Below are 24,029 nucleotides of genomic sequence, written 5' to 3' on the forward strand. Positions count from 1 at the left end.
AACCGCAAGCCAAGCGCGCTCCATCGTTATCGAGCGCGCCTTTTTATTGGAGAAATTACATGCCGTCGTTCGACGTGGTATCCGAACTGGACAAACACGAAGTCACCAACGCGGTCGAGAACGCCGTCAAGGAACTCGATCGTCGTTATGACTTGAAAGGCAAGGGCAGCTTCGAGTTCAAGGAAAAAGACCTGACCGTCAACCTGACCGCTGAAGCCGATTTCCAGCTCGAAGCGATGATCGAGATCCTCAAGCTGGCCCTGGTCAAGCGCAAGATCGACGTGCAATGCCTTGAAGTCAAGGATGCCTATGCGTCGGGCAAGCTGATGAAGCAGGAAGCGGTCCTCAAAGAAGGCATCGACAAAGAGCTGGCGAAGAAAATCGTCGCCCACGTCAAAGATGCCAAGCTCAAGGTCCAGGCTGCCATTCAAGGCGAGCAGGTGCGTATTACCGGTAAAAAGCGTGACGATCTGCAGGAAGCCATCGCCGCCCTGCGCGCCAAAACTTTCGACATGCCGCTGCAGTTCAACAACTTCCGCGACTGATCTTTCAAGCGGGAACCTTGTGGGAGCGGGCTTGCTCGCGAAGAGGGCGTATCAGTCGACATCACTGTTGAATGACACACCTCTTTCGCGAGCAAGCCCGCTCCCACCTCGATTGTGTTTAACCCGGCGGGTCTTTCTGCCGCTCATTTTTGCGTGCCGGGTAGCCGGAAATCAGGAGAAAAAAGATGGATTTGAATGCTGAAGTGGACAACCTGGTCAAGGCGTCTCAAGCCTGGATTCCGATGATCATGGAATACGGCAGCCGCGTGTTGCTGGCGGTGATCACCCTGGCCATTGGCTGGTGGCTGATCAACAAAGTCACGCAAAAACTGGGCGGCCTGTTGGCATTGCGCAACGCCGACCTGGCGCTGCAAGGTTTCATCAGCAGCCTGGCGAACATCATCCTCAAGGTGCTGCTGATCGTCAGCGTGGCGTCGATGATCGGTGTGGAAACCACCTCCTTCGTCGCGGCCATCGGTGCGGCTGGCCTTGCCATCGGTCTGGCGTTGCAGGGCAGCCTGGCGAACTTCGCCGGCGGCGTGCTGATTCTGTTGTTCCGTCCGTTCCGTATCGGTGACTGGATCGAAGCCCAAGGTGTTGCCGGTACTGTCGACAGCATCCAGATCTTCCACACCGTACTGCGCACTGGCGATAACAAAACCATCATCGTGCCTAACGGTAATCTGTCGAACGGCATTATCACCAACACTAACCGTCAGCCGACCCGCAAGGTTGTGTTTGATGTAGGTGTGGCTTACGAAGCGGACTTGCAAAAGGCCCGTGAAGTGTTGCTGGAACTGGCCAAGGATCCGCGAGTATTGGCTGATCCGGCACCGGAAGCGGTGATTTCCTTGCTGGGTGACAGTTCGATCACTGTTTCTCTGCGGGTGTGGGTGAAGACTGCCGACTATTGGAATGTGATGTTCATGTTTAACGAGCAATCGCGTGATCGTTTGAAGAATGCCGGTATCGATATTCCATTTCCGCAGCGGGTTATTCGCGTGGTGCAGGAATCGGCAACGGTTTAATGATCTGTCTTTCAACTAATGTCTGACCGTTTGGTCAGGCATCTTGCAAGACCATAAGTACTGTAGCCAATAAAAAAGGCCCATCTGAAGATGGGCCTTTTTTTGATTACCGCGAACTGGCTTTCGGCAATTACAGAACCGAAATCGGGTAGTCGACGATCAGGCGGAACTCGTCGATATTACCTTCAAACGAGTCGTCATGGTTGGCGCGATGCCATGCTTGACGAATACGGAAGGACAGATCCTTGGCCGGGCCGGATTGAACGACGTACTTGGCTTCGACGTTGGTTTCGTGGTGTTTGCCATCTTCACCGTAGAAGCCGGTGTAGGCACTGCCCGCCGGAGTGTTGGTACCGTCGATGTCCCAACCTTTCACGTAACGGGTCATGAAGCTCAGACCAGGTACGCCGTATTCGGCCATTTTCAGGTCATAACGGACTTGTACCGATTTCTCGCCAGGGGCGTTGAAGTCAGAGTACTGGATGGAGTTGGCGAGGAAGATCGAGTCGCCACCGCGGTTGTTTTTACCCACGCCGACATAGTCGAACGGAGTATCGCCATTCACTTTCTGGAAGCCCACGGTGACGGTGTGCGCTTTCAGGAACGAGTAAGCAGCGGCCAGCGAGTAGGCGGTGTTATTGATTTCGCCTGCTTTAGCGCTACCGGTGTCCCTGGTGTTGTAGATGTTACCGTCGAAGTTGATCGAGTTGTCGCCACCCAATGCGAGGGTGTAGTTCGCGTTGGCGTAGTATTGGTTCCAGATGTCTTCGAGCTTGGCACCGTAGAGCGACACGCTCAGGTCTGGGGTAATGCCGTACTTGCCACCGAGGTAGTCGATGGAGTTGGCTTTCACGCCAGCGTAGTTAGCCCACAGGTCACCGTCACGGGCGTTGCTGTCCTGGCTGGTCGCCGAGTAGAAGTGACCGCCTTCGAGGTCAAGGTCTTTGACTTCGCTGCTCTGCAGTTGGATACCGCTGGCAGTTTGGTGAAGGATGCGGGAGCCGCCAACAGCGAACACCGGGGCAGTGCTTGGCTGCATGTCGCCGATTTTCAGCTCGGTCTTGGAGATGCGGAACTTGGCGGCAGCGCCGGCTTTGCCCTGGTTGTTTTCGACCTCGCCATCACTGCCCACGGGCATGTTGCCGGTACCACCATATTTGTCGGAACCGTCCAGCTTAATGGCCAGTTGGCCCCAAGCTTCAACGCCAACACCGATCAGACCTTGGGTGTAGCCCGAGCTGTACATGCCCTGGATGCCCTGGGTCCAGTCTTTGTCATCGTCGGCGCCGTCTTTCTTGTTACGGTTGTAGTAGTAGTTGCGAACCAGCAAGTCGAGCTTGCTATCTTCAACAAAACCTTTGGCGTCAGCCTGGTCACTTACGAAAGGTGCGGCCGTAGCCAATTGAGTACTGGCTGCTGCTGCAACTGCCAGTGCGATCATGCTCCACTTCATCACGCGCATCGTGATTTGCTCCTTTGGTTTTTAGAAGAGTACTGCCGTCCCACCTGTTTTATTATCTGGGCGGCTCTTTCTTTTTGTGTCGGCGCAAACTTATATCACGCCGACCCTATTGGCGATACTTGCGCATCTAACCTTTCAGCTTCTTTACGACCCTGTCGCAAATGGCTTGATCAATGTCGCAAATTCACAATCCCGACACAATCGGACTGACAACTTCAGCGCTGTTTTCCAGGGCTTGAGCATCGGTAAAAAAGAGTCCCTTGTCCTGCACTTGAATCTCCATCGGGCAATCCTGCCACTGTTTTTATTGGTCTTCAGGCTTCCACTTCCAGCGGAGCGCTTATAGACGATACGGGTGTTGATGCAACAAGCGTGCACAAATCGGAATTCTGTTGCTGTTTTTTTCCAAAAGCCTGCCTATTGCCGTAAAAACCTCATAAAACCGGGGGGTTCAAGCTCATTTTATGTGGGCTTGACGCCATGCTTTGCATCGTGGTTACCACATCGAAGCTGCGGGGGTGACAACCAAAAGCGTTACCGGTTCACCCCGCCAGTGAGTAATTGGCGGATGCTGACGCACTGAGCGTAGACGCGTTGTACGGTTTTGGTGCAAAAAATTTTATTTCTTGTACTGAATTCACACATTTTGCCTTCGCCGTGGGTTCGAACAGTGCGTTGTTTATGAGGTGTTCGATGTTTTTTTTGTGACGACCGGTTCTGTCATGGTGCGTCCCGAATCAAAGTGGCGCATCTCGGAGCGCCCGCAGGACGGTGCCGGCGGCGGTTCATCGTGAAGCGCGTGGCGTTCGCAGGTATGCTGCCGTCCTGTCGCTTGGTGCGCCGTCTTTCGGTGGGGGCGCTAAGCTGAAAAAAGATGACCAGAGGGGAGTGTGCGCTGTGTTCGCTTTAGATCCACGACTTCAACAAGACACGTTGCCAATCGGCGATTTCCCGCTCTGCCGGTTACTGCTGTCCAATGATTCGAATTACCCCTGGTTCATCCTCGTGCCACGCCGCGAGGATATCAGTGAAATATTTCAGCTGGATGGCGCAGATCAACAGCAGCTGTGGCGGGAAACGACTGAGCTGGCGGAAATCCTCAAGGATTCGTTCGACGCGGACAAGTTGAACGTCGCGGCCTTGGGTAACGTCGTCAGTCAGTTGCACATGCATGTGATTGTGCGCAAGCGTGAGGATGCCGCCTGGCCAGCCCCGGTTTGGGGAAAACAGGAGGCCAAACCATACAGCCCAGAACAGATCGCGACGATTCGCGAGCGACTGCGTCTGGTGTTGACCGATGATTTCAAGTTTCTGGAGGGCTGAATTATGAGCCTGGGCGAACGCGTTACCGATCTGGAAAGCCGACTGGCATTTCAGGATGACACCATCCAGGCATTGAATGATGTGCTGGTGGCGCAGCAGCGGATGGTCGAGCGTCTGCAATTGCAAATATCGGCGTTGCTCAAGCGGCAGGAGGAAATGGCCGGCCAGTTTGCGACGCTTGAAGAAGAAGAGGCGCCACCGCCTCATTACTAAGAAACAGGCAATAAAAAACCGCGAACAGCCAAGCTGTTCGCGGTTTTTTTTAGCCTTGAATCAGCGGCGCGGCAGTGCGGCGATCACATCTTCGGCTTGCAGGCCTTTGTCACGATTCATGACGGAGAACTCCACGCGCTGGCCTTCCACCAGAACGCGGTGGCCTTCACCGCGAATCGCCCGGAAATGCACGAAAATATCATCGCCGGAGTCGCGGGAAATAAAGCCGAAGCCTTTGGAGGTGTTGAACCATTTGACGGTGCCAGTATCGCGGTTGCTCATGTCATAGCTTGGCGCGGCGGCGGCCGGTGAAGATTTGTAGAAACTGATGGCCAAGTGCAGGAATACGGCGATCAGGGCAGCGACCAGGCTGAACAGAACGGCAGGTTGACCGGCGATGACAGGCATCGGGGCGATCAGCGTCAGGGTTTGCAGTACGACAGCCAGAACCAGCAAGGCGCTGACCAGGTTTTGCAATTGATGACGCGGCCCTTTGTTCCAGTAAGGGATAACAGGAGCGAGGGTGAGGTTGAGCAGGCCGAAAAAGGCCAGGTACAGCGCATCGGGTTGTTGCAGGTAAGGTACCGCTTCGGATCGCAGGCTAGGGATGAAGGACAGCAGCAGGGCTGCTGCGCCCATTAGCAGGTGGACGATTTTCAACATTTTGATTAACTCACGTTAAGACGGATCACAAGGAAGAGCTGATAGAGCACGGTTCGCTTCAGAACAATAAGAGGCGTTGGGCACGTACCTGATATCAGCCTATGCGCAGCCCCCGGAAAATAGGCGGTAGCGACACACTGCCTATTTAACAGCAAAGCCTGCGGCTACTCAAATCAGGCGGTCCGGCGGCGCTTCCATTGGCATGCTGTGCGGATGGCGCCGCTGAGTGTTTTTCGCGCGCTGTGTTTCTCGGATCTTTCGCCTTTTCGTTGAGTGACGTTGCGTCAGTTCTCGTAGGAGATCATCCGGCCTAGGACGAGCTCCATGATCGCTCCTCCGTTGTTGGCTTATCCTACGTTGATGGTCATAAAGTCATCTGGATATACCGGTGCGCCTGCGCTTTTATAAGGAAACGGAATATGGCCTTTACAGGCAGCAAGGATGACAAAGGAGTGTCAACGGTATGGTTCATGAAGACAGACAAGGCGAGGGGAGGAACGGTCCGCTCAAGGATATAAGGATTGATTCACTTGTCAGCGAATTCGATATGGGGCTGGCCCAGCCCTTGTCCCGGTCAGTGCGTTTGAATGGCTTTGCCACCTGTTTGCGGCTTGAGCAGGTCTATTGGGATATTTTGGGCGACATGGCCAAGGTTAATTGCTGCTCGGTCAGTGCGCTGCTGTCCCATGTGGATCGCGAGGTGCACTTGCGCCATGGCGGGGTGAAAAACTTCACCGGGCTGGTGCGGGTTGTCTGCGTCGTGCACAGCCTGAAGGAGGGCAATTGCGCCGTCATGGCTTAGCGAGAGCAGTTGAATGAGTCGAGTGTCGGTCTGTGCAGTCTTACGGCTGCACAGGCTGCATTTAATGGATATAATCCCGCTCTTTGCCGCAAAGCCCTGCATGCGCGGTAGCAATCTGATCGCCGAGACAACCCCCATGCCGATGTACGATTACCAATGTGCTTCCTGTGGTCATCAGTTGGAAGCCATTCAAAAGATCAGCGCAGCACCGCTGGTCGACTGCCCTGCCTGCCAGGCGCCAGAGCTTAAAAAGATGCTGTCCATGCCCGGTTTCCGCCTCAGTGGCACCGGCTGGTACGAAACCGACTTCAAGACCGGTTCCAAGAAAAATCTGGCCGGTGGCGACAAAGCTGACTAGGGTCTAGCGCCCGGGTTGAACGACACGCGTGAGCTCTTGCATCATCTGGCACCTTATTCAAGTGCGGTGGTGCGGCAAGACCTCCACCCGAATTTCGAATTACGAGAAGTGAAACCACTACCATGATGCGCAGCCATTATTGCGGCCAACTGAACGAAAGCCTGGAAGGCCAGGAAATTACCCTTTGCGGATGGGTTCACCGTCGCCGTGACCATGGCGGGGTGATTTTCCTCGATATCCGTGATCGTGACGGTCTGGCCCAAGTGGTGTTCGATCCGGACCGTGCCGAGAGCTTCGCCGCCGCCGATCGCGTGCGCAGCGAGTACGTCGTGAAGATCACCGGCAAGGTTCGCCTGCGTCCGGCCGGTGCAACCAACGCCAACATGGCGTCGGGCATGATCGAGGTCCTGGGCTACGAACTGGAAGTGCTGAACGAATCGGAAACCCCGCCGTTCCCGCTGAACGAGTTCTCCGACGTTGGCGAAGAAACCCGCCTGCGTTATCGCTTCCTTGATCTGCGTCGCCCTGAAATGGCCGAGAAGCTGCGTCTGCGTTCGCGCATGACCACCAGCATCCGCCGTTATCTGGACGAGAACGGTTTCCTCGACGTCGAGACGCCGATCCTGACCCGTGCGACGCCGGAAGGCGCGCGTGACTATCTGGTGCCGAGCCGTACTCACGCCGGTTCGTTTTTCGCCTTGCCGCAATCGCCGCAGCTGTTCAAGCAACTGCTGATGGTGGCCGGCTTCGATCGCTACTACCAGATCGCCAAGTGTTTCCGCGACGAAGACCTGCGGGCTGATCGCCAGCCGGAATTCACTCAGATCGACATCGAGACCAGCTTCCTCGATGAAAAAGACATCATGGGCCTGACCGAAGGCATGATCCGCAACCTGTTCAAGGAAGTGCTGGGTCTGGAATTCGGCGAATTCCCGCACATGACCTTCGAAGAGGCCATGCGCCGCTACGGTTCCGACAAGCCAGACCTGCGCAACCCGCTGGAACTGGTGGACGTTGCCGATCAGCTCAAGGAAGTCGATTTCAAGGTGTTCAGCGGCCCGGCCAACGACCCTAAATGCCGTATCGCCGCCTTGCGCGTTCCAGGCGGGGCGAGCATGCCGCGCAAGCAGATCGACGATTACACCAAGTTCGTCGGCATCTACGGTGCCAAGGGCCTGGCGTACATCAAGGTCAACGAGCGTGCTGCCGGTGTTGAAGGTCTGCAGTCGCCGATCGTGAAAAACATCCCGGAAGCCAACCTGAACGTGATCCTCGATCGCGTCGGTGCAGTCGATGGCGACATCGTGTTCTTCGGCGCCGACAAAGCCAAGATCGTCAGCGAAGCCCTGGGCGCGCTGCGGATCAAGCTGGGCCATGACCTCGAGCTGCTGACCTGCAAGTGGGCACCAATGTGGGTCGTCGACTTCCCGATGTTCGAAGAGAATGACGACGGCAGCTTCAGCGCCTTGCACCACCCGTTCACCGCGCCGAAGTGCACTCCTGAAGAGCTGGAAGCCAACCCGGCCGGCGCTTTGTCCCGTGCCTACGACATGGTTCTGAACGGCACCGAGCTGGGTGGCGGTTCGATCCGTATCCACCGCAAGGAAATGCAACAGTCGGTGTTCCGTCTGTTGGGTATCAACGAAGCGGAACAGGAAGAGAAATTCGGCTTCCTGCTCGACGCCCTGAAGTACGGCGCACCGCCGCACGGTGGTCTGGCCTTCGGTCTGGACCGTCTGGTGATGCTGATGACTGGCGCCCAGTCGATTCGTGAAGTGATCGCCTTCCCGAAAACCCAGAGTGCTGCGGACGTGATGACGCAGGCTCCGGGTGTGGTAGATGCCAAGGCGTTGCGTGAGCTGCACATTCGTCTGCGCGAAACGCCAAAGGCAGAGTAAGGCTGACCGCAAAGGCGCATCCTGTGGGATGCGCCTTTTCTTTAGGTCGAGATTTTTTTGTTGCTGGCCGACACTTCCTGTGTGGCGGGCGATGTTTCAAAGAGAAATTCGGAGCGAGTTATGGCGGGTCATTCCAAGTGGGCGAACATCAAGCACCGCAAAGAACGTCAGGATGCCAAGAAGGGCAAGATTTTCACCAAGTGGATTCGTGAACTGACGGTCGCTGCCCGTCAGGGCGGCGCTGATCCGGGCTCCAACCCGCGTCTGCGCCTGGCGCTGGATAAAGCGCTGGGTGCGAACATGAGCCGTGACATCATCGACCGCGCGGTGGCCCGAGGTGCCGGCGCTGCCGATACCGATGACATGGTCGAGCTGACCTACGAAGGCTATGGCCCGGGCGGCGTGGCGGTGATGGTCGAATGCATGACCGACAACCGCAACCGCACCGCAGCCGCTGTTCGCCATGCGTTCAGCAAGTGCGGCGGCAACCTCGGTACCGACGGTTCGGTGGCTTATCTGTTCGAACGCAAAGGGCAGATTTCCTTCGCGCCAGGGGTTGATGAAGACGCGCTGATGGAAGCCGCCATGGAAGCCGACGCCGATGACGTGGTGACCAACGAAGACGGTTCCATCGACGTGTTCACCTCGTTCGCCGGCTTCTATTCCGTGCGCAACGCCTTGGAGGCCGCAGGCTTCAAGGGCAGCGATGCGGAAATCGTCATGTTGCCGACCACCAGTGCCGAACTGGATCTGGAAGGCGCCGAGAAGGTTCTCAAGCTGATCGACATGCTCGAAGACCTGGATGACGTGCAGAACGTGTATTCCAACGCGGACATTCCGGAGGCGGTGGCCGCACAGCTCGGTTGATGCCTTTATAAAGATCGCAGCCTTCATCAGCCCTGCAGGTGCTGGCGAAGCCTGCGATCTTTTGATTTTCAGCTATTTATTTTAAAGATCGTCCGAACGCGGCCCGAGCCTTCGGCAGCTCCTACGGTTACTCTCAGATATTCGCACTAGCTTCGCAGGCGTTATGACTTTAATTCTTGGTATCGACCCCGGCTCGCGTATCACCGGTTACGGCATTGTTCGCGATACTGGCCGTGGTTGTGTTTACGTGGCATCGGGCTGTATCCGCACCGGTGCCGGCGAGTTGCATGAGCGTTTGCAGATCGTCTATCGCGGCGTGCGTGAAATCATTCAGACATATGGCCCGGTCACCATGGGCATCGAAAAGGTGTTCATGGCGCGTAATGCCGACTCTGCGCTGAAACTGGGGCAGGCCCGTGGCGCGGCGATTGTCGCCGGCGCCGAAGAGAGCCTGGAAATTGCCGAGTACACCGCAACTCAGGTCAAGCAGGCCGTGGTCGGCACCGGCGCCGCCAATAAAGAACAAGTGCAAATGATGGTCATGCACATGCTGAAACTGACCAGCAAGCCGCAAATCGATGCCTCGGATGCCCTGGCCATCGCCATTTGCCACGCTCACACCCGTTCCAGTCTGTTGCCCCATGGCCTGGGCGCGGCACGCAGTCGTGGCGGGCGCCTGCGTCTCTGATAGCATCAGCAATCATTTTTTGTGGAATGAGGGTTTTGCGCCTGTGTTGTCGGCGCAAAACCCTTGTTCTGTCAGTCGCCAGCACTGATCTGGCCAACGCTCAAGGATCTGAAACGTGATTGGACGCTTGCGCGGCACTTTGGCTGAGAAACAGCCGCCGCACCTGATTCTGGATGTAAACGGTCTGGGGTATGAGCTGGAAGTGCCCATGACCACGCTTTATCGCTTGCCGTCGGTCGGTGAACCGCTGACCCTGCACACCCATTTGGTCGTACGCGAAGACGCGCAGTTACTCTATGGCTTCTTCGGCAAGCGTGAGCGAGACTTTTTTCGCGAACTGATCCGTCTCAATGGGGTAGGGCCGAAACTGGCGCTGGCCCTGATGTCGAGCCTGGAAGTCGACGAGTTGATCCGTTGCGTGCAGTCCCAGGACACCTCGGCACTGACCAAGGTGCCGGGTGTTGGCAAGAAGACTGCCGAGCGTTTGCTGGTGGAACTCAAGGATCGCTTCAAAGCCTGGGAAACCGTACCGAGCATGTTTGCGTTGGTGCCGAACCAGCCGGATGCGCCAGCGCAACAAGTCGCTGCCGCCGAAAATGACGCGGTCAGCGCGCTGATTTCCCTGGGCTACAAGCCGCAGGAAGCCAGCAAGGCGATTTCCGCGATCAAGGAGAAAGGTTTGAGCAGTGAAGACATGATTCGTCGTGCCCTGAAGGGAATGATCTAAGTGATTGAAGCTGATCGTCTGATCGCCGCTACGGGTGGCCCCCGTGAGCGCGAAGAAGTCCAGGACCGGGCGATTCGTCCCGTCAGCCTGGCCGAATACATTGGCCAGCCGACCGTTCGCGAGCAAATGGAGTTGTTCATCCAGGCCGCGCGCGGGCGCAATGAATCGCTGGATCACACCCTGATTTTCGGCCCGCCGGGTCTGGGTAAAACCACCCTGGCCAACATCATTGCCCAGGAAATGGGCGTGTCGATCAAAAGCACCTCGGGGCCGGTCCTCGAGCGTCCTGGTGATCTGGCTGCATTGCTGACCAACCTTGAGCCCCATGACGTGCTGTTCATCGACGAGATCCATCGGTTGTCGCCGATCGTCGAAGAAGTGCTGTACCCGGCCATGGAAGATTTCCAGCTCGACATCATGATCGGCGAAGGGCCGGCGGCGCGCTCGATCAAGCTCGATCTGCCACCGTTTACCCTGGTTGGCGCGACGACCCGTGCCGGTATGCTGACCAACCCGTTGCGCGACCGTTTCGGGATCGTCCAGCGCCTGGAGTTCTACAGCACCGCTGACCTGGCGACGATTGTCAGTCGTTCGGCGAACATTCTCGGTTTGCCGCTGGACCCGGAAGGCGCCTTTGAAATCGCCCGGCGTGCCCGTGGCACACCGCGAATCGCCAACCGCTTGCTGCGCCGGGTCCGGGATTTTGCCGAGGTTCGTGCCAAGGGCCACATCACCAAACCAATCGCCGATCTGGCCTTGAACCTGCTGGATGTCGATGAGCGTGGTTTCGATCATCAGGACCGACGCCTGCTGTTGACCATGATCGAGAAGTTCGACGGTGGGCCGGTAGGGGTGGACAGTCTGGCCGCTGCGATCAGCGAAGAACGCCACACCATTGAAGACGTGCTGGAACCGTACCTGATCCAGCAGGGCTACATCATGCGCACACCGCGGGGGCGGGTGGTGACCCGGCATGCGTATTTGCACTTTGGCTTAAACATCCCGTCACGATTGGGCGAGATGCCCGTGGTAGACGAGTTCCTCGATGCCGTGGACGATTAATCACCTTTGCGCGCTGATTTATTCGGGGTTTGTGCTGTCCCAGGACGGTACTTTCGCCAGAAAGCCGCGAATCAATGAAAAACAGTTGCCTGGCCGGATTGGCAACCTGAGGAGTAAGCACTAGAGTATGCGCGCGCAAAACGGGCTTGAGCCGTTCGCACATCGTTGTCGCGTTTATTACGAGGACACCGATGCCGGCGGCATCGTGTATTACGTCAATTACCTCAAGTTTATGGAACGGGCTCGAACCGAGCGGCTCCGAGAGCTGGGCTTTGCCCAGTCGGCGCTGGCAGGGGAGGATCTGTTGTTCGTCGTGCATTCCAGCGAAGCGCGTTACCACGCGCCGGCGCGACTGGATGACGAACTGCTGGTAAGCGCTGAAGTAATTGAATTGAACCGGGTCAGCCTGCGCTTCAAACAGCAGGTCAGGCGGGCTACGGATAATGCGCTGCTCTGCGAAGGGCAGTTTCTGGTGGCCTGTGTGCGCACTAACAGTTTGAAACCCCGGGCCATTCCCGAAACTCTACGTGCGGCCTTTGCCGACGTGAGCGGCGCGGGTACACACTCAAAGCAGGAGATAAAGCGTGGAAGCTAACGTCGTCGACCATTCCTCCATGTGGAGCCTGGTCAGCAATGCCAGTGTCGTGGTGCAATTGGTAATGCTGACCCTGGTAGCCGCATCGGTGACCTCGTGGATCATGATCTTTCAGCGCAGCAACTTGCTGCGCGCCGGTCGACGTGCCCTGGAGAGCTTTGAAGAGCGCTTCTGGTCCGGTATCGACTTGTCCAAACTCTACCGTCAGGCTGGCAGCAACCCTGATCCGGATTCCGGCGTCGAGCAGATCTTCCGTGCCGGCTTCAAGGAATTCTCCCGTCTGCGTCAGCAAGCGGGCGTTGATCCGGAAGCAGTCATGGAAGGCGTGGCGCGTGCCATGCGCGTCGCCATCTCCCGCGAGGAAGAAAAACTCGAGCAGAGCCTGCCGTTCCTCGCCACCGTCGGTTCCGTCAGCCCGTACATCGGTCTGTTCGGTACTGTCTGGGGCATCATGAACTCCTTCCGTGGTCTGGCGACTGCCCAGCAAGCGACCCTGGCCACTGTGGCCCCAGGTATCGCCGAAGCACTGATTGCTACCGCGATCGGTCTGTTCGCCGCCATCCCGGCCGTTATCGCCTACAACCGTTTTGCTGCCCGCAGCGAAACCCTGCTGGGCCGCTACTACACCTTCGCCGATGAATTCCAGGCGATCCTGCACCGCAAAGTGCACACCAGCGAAGAATAAGCAGGTAATTTCCAATGGCTTTAATCGCTCGAGCTCGCAAAAAGCGCAAGCCGGTTGCCGAGATGAACGTGGTGCCTTACATCGACGTGATGCTGGTACTGCTGGTCATCTTCATGGTGACCGCGCCGATGCTCAATCAGGGCGTGAAAGTTGATTTGCCCAAGGTTTCCAGCGAAGCCTTGCCGCAAGACAACAACACTCAGGTCCTGACCATTTCGATCAAGGCTGACAAGACCTACTACTGGAACCTTGGCAGTGAAGTCGACACCGATAAGCAGCAGGACAAGGCCATGACCTTGCCGCAAATGACCAGCGCCGTGAAAAAGATTATCGACGCCGGCAACGGTAACGGTAAGCGCACTCAGGTGTTCATTCGCGGCGACAAAACCGTCGATTACGGCTCCGTCATGGGCGCGATGGGTGGGTTGCAGAAAGCCGGGGTCGGTAATGTTGGCTTGATTACCGAGGCGCCCTGATGCAGCAACTGCGAGAGCCGTCCGCCTCGGAAAGCTACTTCTGGCCTAGTGTCTGGGCGATTGTCTTGCACGTGCTGGTGTTCGGCATGCTGTTTGTCAGTTTTGCCTTCACACCGGAGCTGCCGCCGGCCAAACCGATTGTCCAGGCAACCCTGTACCAGCTGAAATCGAAAAGTCGGGCGACCACCCAGACCAATCAGAAGATCGCGGGTGAGGCGCAGAAATCTGCTGCGCGTCAGACCGAAGTCGAGCAGATGGAACAGAAGAAGGTCGAGCAGGAAGCGGTGAAGGCTGCGGAACAAAAGAAAGAAGAGGCGGCTCAAAAGGCCGAAGAAGCCAAGAAGGCCGACGAGTCGAAGAAAGCGGAAGAGGCGAAAAAGGCTGATGAAGCCAAGAAAGCCGACGAAGCGAAGAAGACCGCCGAAGCCAAAAAGGCCGAAGAGAAACAATTGGCTGATATAGCCAAGAAGAAAGCCGAAGAAGAAGCCAAGAAAGCTGCTGAAGAAGAGGCCAAGAAAGCGGCCGCTGAAGAAGCAAAGAAAAAGATCGTCGAAGACGCGAAGAAGAAAGCCGCGGAAGACGCCAAGAAGAAAGCTGAAGCTGAAGAGGCGAAAAAGAAAATCGCCGAAGACGCGAAGAAGAAAGCGACTGCCGATGCCGCGAAGAAGAAAGCGCAGGATGCGGCACGTAAATCGGTAGAGGACAAGAAGGCTCAGGCTCTGGCTGACTTGCTGTCCGATAAGACCGAGCGTCAGCAGGCTTTGGCGGATGAGCAGGGCGATGAAACCGCGGGTAACTTTGATGATCTGATTCGTTCGCGAGCATCTGAAGGTTGGGCGCAGCCACCGTCGGCCCGCAAGGGCATGAAGGTGATTCTGCAAATCAACATGCTCCCTGACGGAACGATTTCCGGTGTTTCGGTTGCTCATTCCAGCGGTGACGCGCCGTTCGACAGTTCTGCAGTCGCGGCTGTAAAAAATATTGGTCGATTGACCGAAATGCAGGGTCTGAAGCCAGCTGATTTCGCACCCTATCGTTCATTCAAGATGACATTCACACCTGAGGATCTAGCCTTGTGAGAAACCTTCTTCGAGGACTGCTTGTAGTCATGTTCTGCTTTGCAGGACTGGCCACGGCAGATGAAAAAAATATCCTGGTCAGCAGTGGCAGCTCCCAGGCAACTCCAATTGCCGTTGTGCCTTTCGGCTTCCAGGGCGGCAGCGTGCTGCCGGACGACATGGCTGAGATTATCGGTAACGACCTGCGCAATTCGGGTTACTACGCGCCAATTCCAAAGCAGAACATGATCAGCCAGCCAAGCCAGGCCAGCGAAATCATCTACCGTGACTTCAAGGCGGTGGGTGCCCAGTACGTCATGGTCGGCAGTATTGTTCCGGCGGGCGGTCGCCTGCAGGTGCAATACGCACTGTTCAACGTCGCCACCGAGCAGCAAGTGCTGACCGGCAGCGTGTCGGGCGGCGTCGATCAACTGCGCGACATGGCGCACTACATCTCCGACCAGTCGTTCGAAAAACTCACCGGTATCAAAGGTGCGTTCTCGACGCGTCTGCTGTACGTGACGGCCGAGCGTTTCTCCGAGAAGAACACTCGCTACACACTGCAACGTTCGGACTACGACGGTGCCCGTGCCGTGACGCTGCTGCAATCGCGCGAGCCAATCCTGTCGCCGCGTTTCGCACCGGATGGCAAGCGCATTGCCTACGTGTCGTTCGAGCAGAAGCGTCCGCGCATTTTCATGCAGAACATCGACACCGGTCGCCGTGAGCAGATCACCAACTTCGAAGGCCTGAATGGCGCGCCAGCCTGGTCGCCGGATGGCAATCGCCTGGCATTCGTATTGTCGAAAGACGGCAACCCGGACATCTACGTGATGAACCTGGGGTCGCGTCAGATCACTCGAGTCACCAATGGTCCTGGCATCAACACCGAACCGTTCTGGGGTAAGGATGGTTCGACCATCTACTTCACCTCCGACCGTGGCGGCAAGCCTCAGATCTATAAAACCAGCGCAGGCGGTGGTGGAGCGGAGCGTGTGACCTTCATCGGTAACTACAACGCCAACCCTAAACTGTCGGCCGATGAAAAGACCCTGGTAATGATTCACCGCCAGGACGGTTTCACCAACTTCAAGGTGGCGGCCCAGGATTTGCAGCGCGGTAGTGTAAAGATCCTCACTGATAGCACTCTGGACGAGTCTCCTACTGTTGCGCCCAACGGCACCATGGTAATCTACGCCACCCGCCAGCAGGGCCGGGGAGTCTTGATGCTCGTGTCCATTAATGGACGCGTGAGGCTCCCGCTTCCTACCGCACAAGGCGAAGTCAGAGAACCGTCCTGGTCCCCTTACCTGAACTGACGCGGCGCTATACGTTTTACTTAACACACTGGGGTTCATTAGGAGTTTCACGATGGAAATGCTGAAGTTTGGTAAATTTGCTGCGCTGGCTCTGGCCATGGCTGTAGCTGTAGGTTGCTCGTCCAAAGGCGGCGACAACGCCGGTGAAGGCGCTGTTGATCCAAACGCTGGTTACGGCGCTAACACTGGTGCTGTTGACGGCTCCCTGAGCGAAGAAGCTGCTCTGCGCGCAATCACCACCTTCTACTTCGAATACGACAGCTCGGACCTGAAGCCAGAAGCCATGCGCGCTCTGGACGTTCACGCCAAAGACCTGAAAGCAAACGGCGCTCGCGTTGTTCTGGAAGGCAACACCGACGAACGTGGTACTCGTGAGTACAACATGGCACTGGGCGAGCGTCGTGCGAAAGCCGTTCAGCGCTACCTGGTACTGCAAGGTGTTTCCCCAGCTCAGCTGGAACTGGTTTCCTACGGCGAAGAGCGTCCAGTTGCTACCGGCAACGACGAGCAGTCCTGGGCTCAAAACCGTCGCGTCGAACTGCGTAAGTAATTCGTCATGCGAACGTGCCGTCGTGCTGTAACTGTTTTGGCTCTCAGTCTCGCACCGCTTGCGGTGTGGGCTGCGGTTCCTGTGGTCGAGGACAACTCCGGCTATAACAATAGCGGGAGCAGTTATCCGCCTGCGGGTTACGGTACGAACGGCGCCTATGCCGGGGGAGGGGTTTCGGCCCCTGTCTCGGCACAGGGCGAGCTGTTCAACCAACTGCAATCGATGCAGGAGCAGATCTCGCGCCAACAAGGCATCATCGAAGTTCTGCAAAACGATGTAGCGCGCATGAAGCAAGAGAACCTGGAGCGATATCAGGATCTTGATCGGCGCATAGGAACCGGCGTTGCACCAGCCGCGACTCCTGATAATTCTTCCGCCGGTGGCAATTTGAATGCCCCCGGTGCAGCAGCCGGCGCAGGTGCGGGAGCGGCTGCCGCTCAAGCCCCGGCCGCGGGTGGCGAGCCGGCTGATCCGGCGAAGGAAAAACTGTATTACGATGCAGCCTTCGACCTGATCAAAGCCAAGGATTTCGACAAGGCCAGCCAGGCTTTCGCCGCATTCCTGCGCAAATACCCGAATAGCCAATACGCGGGCAACGCCCAGTACTGGTTGGGTGAAGTGAACCTGGCCAAAGGCGATCTGCAAGGTGCAGGTCAGGCATTTGCCAAGGTTTCGCAGTTGTACCCCAAGCACCCCAAAGTGCCTGATTCGCTGTACAAGCTCGCTGATGTAGAGCGTCGTCTCGGTCATACCGACCGGGTCAAAGGCATTCTGCAACAGGTCGTGTCCCAATATCCGGGCACTTCCGCCGCTCAGCTGGCGCAACGGGACTTGCAGCGCATGTAAGCCTGTTTAGCCCGTTTTGAAGAAACCCGCGCTTGTCGCGGGTTTTTTCGTTAGAATTCATGCCCTTTTTATGAAACACGCTTTTTGGGATCTGCGCGTTGGCGGGGTTCCTTGAAGTGCCTGACGGAGGCGGACAGCCTGTTTAGCTGTTACGCCCGTGGCGACTATGCAAGACACATTGAGAATCACCGAAGTTTTCTACTCGTTGCAGGGTGAAACGCGGACTGCCGGGCTGCCCACTGTTTTTGTGCGCCTGACCGGTTGCCCATTGCGTTGCCAATACTGCGACAGCGCCTACGCGTTCACAGGCGGCACCATTCGCACGCTCGACGACATCCTTGAGCAAGTGGCCGGTTTTCGCCCGCGCTACGTTTGTGTCACGGGTGGCGAGCCCCTGGCACAACCCAATGCCATTCCCTTGCTCAAGCAGTTGTGTGACGCCGGTTATGAAGTGTCGCTGGAAACCAGCGGTGCACTGGACATCTCGGCGGTCGATCCACGGGTCAGTCGCGTCGTCGACCTGAAAACCCCGGGTTCGAAAGAAGCCCACCGCAACCGCTACGAGAACATAGAACTGCTCACGCCCAACGATCAGGTGAAGTTTGTCATCTGCTCGCGGGAAGACTATGACTGGGCCGTGTCCAAGCTGATTCAGTACGGTTTGAACGAGCGTGCCGGCGAAGTCCTGTTCTCGCCGAGCCACCATGACCTGAATGCGCGTGACCTGGCGGACTGGGTGGTGGCGGACAATCTGCCTGTGCGTCTGCAACTGCAGCTGCATAAATATCTTTGGAATGACGAGCCGGGGCGCTGAAATGACTGAACAACTGAACACTGCTGAAAAACGTGCGGTCATCCTGCTGTCCGGCGGCCTGGACTCGGCGACGGTCGTGGCCATGGCCCGTGCCGAAGGCTATAGCTGCTACACCATGAGCTTCGATTACGGTCAGCGCCACCGTGCCGAACTGCAGGCCGCCGAGCGTGTTGCCCGCGACTTGGGTGTGATCGAGCACAAGGTGATCGGCCTGAACCTGAACGGTATCGGCGGCTCGGCCCTGACCGACAGTTCCATCGACGTACCGGAGGCGCCGAGCGAAGGCATTCCGGTGACCTATGTGCCGGCGCGCAACACGGTGTTTCTGTCCCTGGCGTTGGGTTGGGCCGAAGTGCTGGGTGCGCGTGACATCTTTATCGGTGTAAACGCGGTGGATTATTCCGGTTACCCGGATTGCCGTCCCGAGTTCATCGAAGCCTTCGAGCGCATGGCTAATCTGGCGACCAAAGCCGGTGTAGAAGGGAATGGCTTCCGTATCCAGGCGCCCCTGCAGAACCTGAGCAAGGCGCAGATCGTTCAGGCGGGCGTGAAGCTTGGCGTCGATTACGGGCTGACCGTTTCCTGCTATCAGGCGGACGATAACGGCCGTGCTTGCGGCAAATGCGACAGCTGCCGTCTGCGTGCAGAAGGCTTTGCAGCGGCCGGAATCAGCGACCCGACACCTTATTTTTGATTTATTTCAAATTAGGTGTTGAATAGTCCTTAAAAATCAGTATTATACGCGCCACCACACAGCGGGTCGTTAGCTCAGTTGGTAGAGCAGTTGGCTTTTAACCAATTGGTCGTAGGTTCGAATCCCACACGACCCACCATTTTAAAAAATCTGGAAGGCCCACGTAAGTGAGGATTTCCGGGTTTTTTTTTGCCCGCGATTTGAGGTTGTCCTCGCCCGGGATCGCTCTGCGTGACGCAGGTCAGAATCATCTTTTGCATCCACCGGATATTCTGTAGCCTTGCGCAGCTTCAACGCTGTCCGTGCCTGATGAATACTCACTCTCCCGGCGGTACCCCGAAGGGTCCGGAGCCGGGTGTATACTCGACTTTCGCGCGAAAGCGCCTGCAGGTCTTGCGAACATGACGCAGATTTCCGAACGCCTTCTGGTTCAAGCCCACCTCGACGCCAAGCAGCCCAAGCCGCTGACGGCCGAGGAAGAGGCTTATTACCGCACAGCCATCGCAGCCGAGCTCAAAGCTCAGGACGCGGTGCTGGTTGCCCACTTCTATTGCGATCCAGTCATTCAGGCCTTGGCCGAAGAAACCGGTGGCTGCGTCTCCGACTCTCTGGAGATGGCCCGCTTCGGCAATGCTCACCCGGCCAAGACCGTAGTGGTCGCCGGTGTGAAATTCATGGGCGAAACCGCCAAGATCCTCAACCCTGAAAAACGTGTGCTGATGCCAACCTTGGAAGCGACCTGCTCGCTGGACCTGGGTTGCCCGGTGGACGAGTTCTCGGCGTTCTGCGATCAGCACCCGGAACGCACGGTGGTGGTATATGCCAACACCTCGGCAGCAGTCAAAGCCCGGGCGGATTGGGTGGTGACTTCCAGTTGCGCGCTGGAAATCGTCGAAAGCCTGATGGATAACGGTGAAACCATTATCTGGGGCCCGGACAAGCACTTGGGCACTTATATCCAGCGCAAGACCGGCGCAGACATGTTGCTGTGGGACGGTGCCTGCATCGTTCACGAAGAGTTCAAGGCCAAGCAGCTCGAAGACATGAAGGCGCTGTACCCGGACGCGGCCATTCTGGTGCACCCGGAGTCGCCGACCGCCGTGATCGAATTGGCCGATGCGGTGGGTTCCACCAGTCAGCTGATCGCTGCTGCGCAAAGCCTGCCGAACAAGACCCTGATCGTTGCCACCGACCGCGGCATCTTCTACAAGATGCAGCAGCTGTGCCCGGACAAGGTCTTTATCGAAGCGCCAACGGCCGGTAACGGCGCGGCTTGCCGCAGTTGCGCGCATTGCCCGTGGATGGCGATGAACACCCTTGAACGCACGCTGAAGAGCTTGAAGGAGGGGACCAACGAGATCTTCGTCGACCCGGCGTTGATTCCGCAGGCGATTCGGCCGTTGAAGCGCATGCTCGATTTCACGCAGGCGGCGCGGATGAAGCTGGCCGGCAACGCCTGACACTTACTGTGGCAAGAGCTGTTGTGGCGAGGGAGCTTGCTCCCGTTCGGTTGCGCAGCAGCCGCATTTGGGGGCGCTTCGCACCCCAGCGGGAGCAAGCTCCCTCGCCACAGTTATTTTGTCTTCTTTGGAATGCGTACCAGCTGGGTGTTGGAGTAGATGTCATGCCAGCCGCGCTTCTGCTTGTCGAACAGCGACCAGAAGAACCCCAGCCCGAGGCAAAGCCAGGACGCGATCGAGACCACAAAGCGCAGCAGCGCCTGCCAGAGGCTGATGGATGAGCCGTCGGCGTTTTGCACACGGATGCACCACACCTGCATGCCCAGGGTCTGGCCCGACCAGGTCCAGAACTTGGCGAAGAAGGCGAACAGGACGAACAGCAGCACCGTCGACAGCAGTGGGTCACCGTCCAGGGCGCCGGCCTCGGTCAGGGTGCGCATTCGGTCTTCGCCGATGATCGCCATCTGGATCATCTTGTAAATGCCGCTGGTGACGATCAGCAGCGCGGTGCACAGCAGGAAGTCGTAGAACATCGCTGCCAGGCGACGACCCAGGCCGACGGCGGGAAAGTCGCCTTGGGGGTTGAGCAGGTGTTTCGACATGGCTGCCTCAGAACGGAAAAAAGAAGCCATTTTACGGATTTGCGCGCACAAAAAAGCCCCTGATGTCAGCATCAGGGGCTTTTTCGTAACAGAAGATTAGCCTTCTGCTTGTACTTCGTCAGCCTGCATGCCTTTCTGGCCTTGCACAGCAACGAACGTCACTTTCTGGCCTTCTTTCAGGCTCTTGAAGCCGTTGCCCTGAATAGCGCGGAAATGCACGAACAGATCCGGACCGCTTTCTGGAGTGATAAAACCAAAACCTTTCTCGTCGTTAAACCACTTGACGGTACCGCTCTGACGTTGGGACATTTCTTATTTCCTTTGACGCAAAAATGAATGACAGTCTCCTTCTCGTGAAAGAGTACTGGGGCTGGTTGCAGGAGAGTAAGAAGACGTCGAACGGGATGTAGCTAACTTGTAGGCTACTGCCCAGGTCACGATTTCCAAGCGACCCATGCAAACACAGTGAACAAACTCTACGCCAACTACGGGAGAAAAAACAAGCCCCGCGAAGGCCCGGATTTCCTCAGGTTGATGGCAATTAGAGTGGTCACTAGTGCGGGCTTATTCGATCGAGTTGTTCATTGCTTTTCGATTGTTATAAGTAACGTTCATAAACGAAACACATGCACTATTTTATGGCGGTTGCGTTACAGATTAGTGCACTGTTAACGCAACCGCGTTACTTATAGAAACAGTCAATCAGCCACGATAGTAGCGTTGTGGAACAAATGGCATTTTGCTTACAAGCAAAGGCACCTTTTTCCCACGCACAATGGCCCAAACTGGCGTTTCCAAAACGGTATAAGCGCTGTCGAGGTAACCCATGGCCAAAGGACCGCCCAAGGTCGGACCGAAGCCGCCGCTGCAAACGCTGCCGATGATTTCGCCAGCTTCGTTGACGATCTCTGCACCTTCACGCACCGGTGTACGTTCCTGCGGCAGCAGGCCAACGCGCTTGCGGCTGACACCGGTTTGCTGTTGGGCGAACACGGTTTCGGCGCCAGGGAAGCCGCCGGCCCGCGCACCATCGGCACGTCGAGGCTTGGAGATGGCCCACAGCAGGCTTGCTTCGATCGGCGTGGTTTCGGTGTTCATGTCGTGGCCGTACAGGCACAGACCGGCTTCCAGGCGCAGGGAATCGCGGGCGCCGAGGCCGATGGCCTCGACTTCCGGTTCGGCCAGCAGGGCGCGAGCCAGCGCTTCGGCGTTGGCCGCCGGCACGGAGATTTCGTAACCGTCTTCGCCGGTGTAGCCCGAACGGCTGACAAAGCAGTCCACGCCCAACAGTTTCACGCGGGTGAACTGCATGAAGGTCATCTTCGCAACTTCCGGCGCCAGGCGCGCGAGCACGGTGACGGCGGCCGGGCCTTGCAACGCCAGCAGGGCACGCTCTTCGAACAGCGGTTCAATGGTGCACTGGTCGCCGATGTGCTTGCGCAGGTGCGCCAGGTCCTGGTCCTTGCAGGCGGCGTTGACCACCAGGAACAGTTCGTCATTACCGAGGTTGGCGACCATCAGGTCGTCGAGGATGCCACCGGCCTCGTTGGTGAACATCGCGTAGCGCTGCATGCCCACCGGCAGGTCGATGATGTCCACCGGTACCAGGGTTTCCAGGGCTTTGGCGGCGTTGGCGCCGGTCAGGCGGATCTGGCCCATGTGCGACACATCGAACAGCCCGGCCTGATCACGGGTGTGCTGGTGTTCTTTCATCACGCCCAACGGGTATTGCACCGGCATGTCATAACCGGCGAACGGCACCATGCGGGCGCCGAGTTCGAGGTGCAGTGCGTGCAACGGGGTCTTCAACAGTTGTTCGGTGGACATATACAGCTCCTGAAAATAGTGCAGATGCGCGCATCAGCACTCGATAATGTTGACCGCCAAACCGCCACGGGCGGTTTCCTTGTATTTGCTTTTCATGTCGGCGCCGGTCTGGCGCATGGTGCGGATGACCTTGTCGAGGGAGACGAAGTGCTGACCGTCGCCACGCAGGGCCATGCGCACCGCATTGATGGCCTTGACCGAACCCATGGCGTTGCGCTCGATGCAAGGCACTTGCACCAGTCCGCCAATCGGGTCGCAGGTCAGGCCGAGGTTGTGTTCCATGCCGATTTCGGCCGCGTTTTCCACCTGCTGCACCGTACCGCCGAGCACTTCGCACAAGGCCCCGGCCGCCATGGAACAGGCAACGCCGACTTCACCCTGACAGCCGACTTCGGCGCCGGAGATCGAGGCGTTTTCCTTGTACAGAATGCCGATTGCAGCGGCCGTCAGTAGAAAACGCACCACGCCGTCTTCGTTGGCTCCGGGGATGAAGCGCATGTAGTAATGCAGCACCGCCGGGATGATGCCGGCTGCACCATTGGTGGGCGCAGTGACCACGCGTCCGCCGTTGGCGTTTTCTTCATTGACCGCCAGGGCGTACAGGTTGACCCAGTCCAGCACCGACAGTGGATCGCGCAGCGACGATTCCGGGTTTTTGCACAGTTGCCGATGCAGCGCCGCCGCCCGCCGTTTGACCTTCAGTCCACCGGGCAGGATGCCTTCGTTGCGGCAACCGGCGGCGACGCAGTCTTGCATCACTTGCCAGATCTTCAGCAGGCCGGCGCGGGTTTCTGCTTCCGGGCGCCAGGCGCTTTCGTTGGTCAGCATCACCTGACTGATCGATAAACCGTAGGTGCTGCAGTGACCAAGCAGGTCTTTGGCGCTTTTGAACGGGAAGGTCAGCGGTGTGGCGTCTTCAACGATGCGATCGGCACCGGCCGCGTCTTCATCGACCACGAACCCGCCACCGACCGAGTAATACTCGCGGCTGCGCACTTGCAGGCCGGCCGCGTCGAACGCGCGAAAGATCATGCCGTTGGGGTGATAGGCCAACGGTTTACGAATCATTGCCAGGTGTTCTTTCTCGTTGAACGCGATGCTGTGTTCACCGAGCAGGTTCAAGCGACCGCTGCTGCGAATCTCTTGCAGGCGGGCGGTGACGGTTTCGGTGTCCACGGTGTCCGGGTGTTCGCCTTCCAAGCCCAGCAATACGGCCTTGTCGCTGCCGTGGCCTTTGCCGGTGGCGCCGAGCGAGCCGTAGAGCTCGACTTTGACGCAGGTGGTTGCCGATAGCAGCCCTTCACGGCGCAGACCTTCGGCGAAGCGCGCAGCGGCACGCATCGGGCCGACGGTGTGGGAGCTGGAGGGGCCGATACCAATTTTGAACAGGTCGAACACGCTTAACGACATGGTTGTTCTCCGGTTTTCTTGTTATAGGCGTTAGATGAAACCGTAGGAGCGAGGCTT

27 protein-coding genes and 1 tRNA gene are annotated in these 24,029 nt (G+C 57.5%); 22 read left to right on the forward strand and 6 right to left on the reverse strand.

Annotated features, from left to right (window positions below; translation table 11 throughout):
• Window positions 1–59: 59 nt before the first annotated feature.
• Window positions 60–545: a YajQ family cyclic di-GMP-binding protein gene (locus AC30D7_RS06135; protein ID WP_018926510.1), complete on the forward strand. Its 486-nt coding sequence runs from the start codon at window positions 60–62 to the stop codon at window positions 543–545.
• A 185-nt stretch (window positions 546–730) separates the two neighbouring features.
• Window positions 731–1,573: a mechanosensitive ion channel family protein gene (locus tag AC30D7_RS06140; protein WP_490133451.1), complete on the forward strand. Its 843-nt coding sequence runs from the start codon at window positions 731–733 to the stop codon at window positions 1,571–1,573.
• 130 nt (window positions 1,574–1,703) lie between these two features.
• On the opposite strand, the gene AC30D7_RS06145 is transcribed toward AC30D7_RS06140, so the two are convergent.
• Entirely contained in the window at window positions 1,704–3,035 is a 1,332-nt protein-coding gene (locus tag AC30D7_RS06145; RefSeq protein ID WP_490133452.1) for an OprD family porin, read from the reverse strand.
• Window positions 3,036–3,932: 897 nt separating this feature from the next.
• On the opposite strand from AC30D7_RS06145, the gene AC30D7_RS06150 reads away from it, so the two are divergent.
• Together AC30D7_RS06150 and AC30D7_RS06155 are read left to right on the forward strand one after the other, a co-directional pair.
• The gene (locus tag AC30D7_RS06150) at window positions 3,933–4,358 is read left to right on the forward strand and encodes an HIT family protein (RefSeq protein ID WP_490133466.1); all 426 of its coding nucleotides are present in this window, start codon (window positions 3,933–3,935) and stop codon (window positions 4,356–4,358) included.
• A 3-nt stretch (window positions 4,359–4,361) separates the two neighbouring features.
• Window positions 4,362–4,571, forward strand: coding sequence for a SlyX family protein (locus tag AC30D7_RS06155; RefSeq protein ID WP_490133453.1), 210 nt, complete (start codon window positions 4,362–4,364; stop codon window positions 4,569–4,571).
• 60 nt (window positions 4,572–4,631) lie between these two features.
• On the opposite strand, the gene AC30D7_RS06160 is transcribed toward AC30D7_RS06155, so the two are convergent.
• Window positions 4,632–5,234, reverse strand: coding sequence for a cold-shock protein (locus AC30D7_RS06160; protein WP_019651434.1), 603 nt, complete (start codon window positions 5,232–5,234; stop codon window positions 4,632–4,634).
• 463 nt (window positions 5,235–5,697) lie between these two features.
• Between AC30D7_RS06160 and AC30D7_RS06165 the strand changes: the two genes are divergently transcribed.
• The 18 genes from AC30D7_RS06165 (at window position 5,698) to nadA (ending at window position 20,133) form a co-directional block, all read left to right on the forward strand.
• On the forward strand, window positions 5,698–6,036 hold the full coding sequence (locus tag AC30D7_RS06165; protein ID WP_490133454.1) for a ribbon-helix-helix domain-containing protein: 339 nt from the start codon (window positions 5,698–5,700) through the stop codon (window positions 6,034–6,036).
• 136 nt (window positions 6,037–6,172) lie between these two features.
• Window positions 6,173–6,394, forward strand: a complete 222-nt coding sequence (locus AC30D7_RS06170; RefSeq protein ID WP_010457489.1) for an FmdB family zinc ribbon protein — start codon at window positions 6,173–6,175, stop codon at window positions 6,392–6,394.
• 122 nt (window positions 6,395–6,516) lie between these two features.
• Window positions 6,517–8,292, forward strand: a complete 1,776-nt coding sequence (gene aspS / locus AC30D7_RS06175) for an aspartate--tRNA ligase (protein ID WP_018926502.1) — start codon at window positions 6,517–6,519, stop codon at window positions 8,290–8,292.
• A gap of 120 nt (window positions 8,293–8,412) precedes the next feature.
• Window positions 8,413–9,159 carry a YebC/PmpR family DNA-binding transcriptional regulator gene (locus tag AC30D7_RS06180; protein WP_018926501.1) on the forward strand — a complete coding sequence of 249 codons (747 nt, stop codon included), beginning with the start codon at window positions 8,413–8,415 and terminating at the stop codon, window positions 9,157–9,159.
• Between the two features lie 163 nt (window positions 9,160–9,322).
• On the forward strand, window positions 9,323–9,847 hold the full coding sequence (gene ruvC, locus AC30D7_RS06185) for a crossover junction endodeoxyribonuclease RuvC (RefSeq protein WP_018926500.1): 525 nt from the start codon (window positions 9,323–9,325) through the stop codon (window positions 9,845–9,847).
• A 115-nt stretch (window positions 9,848–9,962) separates the two neighbouring features.
• The gene (gene ruvA / locus AC30D7_RS06190) at window positions 9,963–10,574 is read left to right on the forward strand and encodes a Holliday junction branch migration protein RuvA (RefSeq protein WP_007933256.1); all 612 of its coding nucleotides are present in this window, start codon (window positions 9,963–9,965) and stop codon (window positions 10,572–10,574) included.
• Complete coding sequence (gene ruvB, locus AC30D7_RS06195) at window positions 10,575–11,636, forward strand: Holliday junction branch migration DNA helicase RuvB (RefSeq protein ID WP_018926499.1); 1,062 nt, start codon at window positions 10,575–10,577, stop codon at window positions 11,634–11,636.
• A gap of 127 nt (window positions 11,637–11,763) precedes the next feature.
• Complete coding sequence (ybgC, locus tag AC30D7_RS06200) at window positions 11,764–12,231, forward strand: tol-pal system-associated acyl-CoA thioesterase (protein ID WP_490133455.1); 468 nt, start codon at window positions 11,764–11,766, stop codon at window positions 12,229–12,231.
• Window positions 12,221–12,916, forward strand: coding sequence for a protein TolQ (tolQ, locus tag AC30D7_RS06205; RefSeq protein WP_490133456.1), 696 nt, complete (start codon window positions 12,221–12,223; stop codon window positions 12,914–12,916). The genes ybgC and tolQ overlap by 11 nt, the downstream gene beginning before the upstream one ends.
• A 23-nt stretch (window positions 12,917–12,939) precedes the next feature.
• Window positions 12,940–13,392, forward strand: a complete 453-nt coding sequence (tolR, locus tag AC30D7_RS06210; RefSeq protein WP_490133467.1) for a protein TolR — start codon at window positions 12,940–12,942, stop codon at window positions 13,390–13,392.
• Window positions 13,392–14,471 (forward strand): cell envelope integrity protein TolA, encoded by a 1,080-nt coding sequence (gene tolA / locus AC30D7_RS06215; RefSeq protein WP_018926496.1) that lies wholly within the window; start codon window positions 13,392–13,394, stop codon window positions 14,469–14,471. Before tolR ends, tolA begins: the two co-directional genes overlap by 1 nt.
• 29 nt (window positions 14,472–14,500) lie before the next feature.
• Window positions 14,501–15,769: a Tol-Pal system beta propeller repeat protein TolB gene (gene tolB, locus AC30D7_RS06220; RefSeq protein WP_018926495.1), complete on the forward strand. Its 1,269-nt coding sequence runs from the start codon at window positions 14,501–14,503 to the stop codon at window positions 15,767–15,769.
• Between the two features lie 52 nt (window positions 15,770–15,821).
• Entirely contained in the window at window positions 15,822–16,319 is a 498-nt protein-coding gene (gene pal / locus AC30D7_RS06225) for a peptidoglycan-associated lipoprotein Pal (RefSeq protein ID WP_003178634.1), read from the forward strand.
• Window positions 16,320–16,325: 6 nt separating this feature from the next.
• A complete protein-coding gene (ybgF, locus tag AC30D7_RS06230) occupies window positions 16,326–17,165 on the forward strand; it encodes a tol-pal system protein YbgF (RefSeq protein ID WP_490133457.1) in 840 nt (279 codons plus the stop codon).
• Window positions 17,166–17,331: 166 nt separating this feature from the next.
• A complete protein-coding gene (gene queE, locus AC30D7_RS06235; protein WP_086944498.1) occupies window positions 17,332–17,979 on the forward strand; it encodes a 7-carboxy-7-deazaguanine synthase QueE in 648 nt (215 codons plus the stop codon).
• Window position 17,980: 1 nt separating this feature from the next.
• Window positions 17,981–18,673 carry a 7-cyano-7-deazaguanine synthase QueC gene (gene queC, locus AC30D7_RS06240; protein WP_490133458.1) on the forward strand — a complete coding sequence of 231 codons (693 nt, stop codon included), beginning with the start codon at window positions 17,981–17,983 and terminating at the stop codon, window positions 18,671–18,673.
• Window positions 18,674–18,736: 63 nt separating this feature from the next.
• A tRNA-Lys gene (locus AC30D7_RS06245) sits at window positions 18,737–18,812 on the forward strand.
• A gap of 262 nt (window positions 18,813–19,074) precedes the next feature.
• Window positions 19,075–20,133 carry a quinolinate synthase NadA gene (nadA, locus tag AC30D7_RS06250; protein WP_413695053.1) on the forward strand — a complete coding sequence of 353 codons (1,059 nt, stop codon included), beginning with the start codon at window positions 19,075–19,077 and terminating at the stop codon, window positions 20,131–20,133.
• 113 nt (window positions 20,134–20,246) lie between these two features.
• Here nadA and AC30D7_RS06255 read toward each other — a convergent pair whose 3' ends face one another.
• The 4 genes from AC30D7_RS06255 to AC30D7_RS06270 form a co-directional block, all read right to left on the reverse strand.
• The gene (locus AC30D7_RS06255) at window positions 20,247–20,735 is read right to left on the reverse strand and encodes an RDD family protein (RefSeq protein ID WP_490133459.1); all 489 of its coding nucleotides are present in this window, start codon (window positions 20,733–20,735) and stop codon (window positions 20,247–20,249) included.
• Between the two features lie 96 nt (window positions 20,736–20,831).
• Entirely contained in the window at window positions 20,832–21,044 is a 213-nt protein-coding gene (locus AC30D7_RS06260) for a cold-shock protein (protein ID WP_007934683.1), read from the reverse strand.
• A gap of 393 nt (window positions 21,045–21,437) precedes the next feature.
• Window positions 21,438–22,562: a glycine cleavage system aminomethyltransferase GcvT gene (gene gcvT / locus AC30D7_RS06265; RefSeq protein WP_018926489.1), complete on the reverse strand. Its 1,125-nt coding sequence runs from the start codon at window positions 22,560–22,562 to the stop codon at window positions 21,438–21,440.
• A 33-nt stretch (window positions 22,563–22,595) separates the two neighbouring features.
• Window positions 22,596–23,972, reverse strand: coding sequence for an L-serine ammonia-lyase (locus AC30D7_RS06270; RefSeq protein WP_018926488.1), 1,377 nt, complete (start codon window positions 23,970–23,972; stop codon window positions 22,596–22,598).
• Window positions 23,973–24,029 lie beyond the last annotated feature (57 nt).

It is taken from the genome of Pseudomonas sp. DF5 (assembly GCF_058148225.1).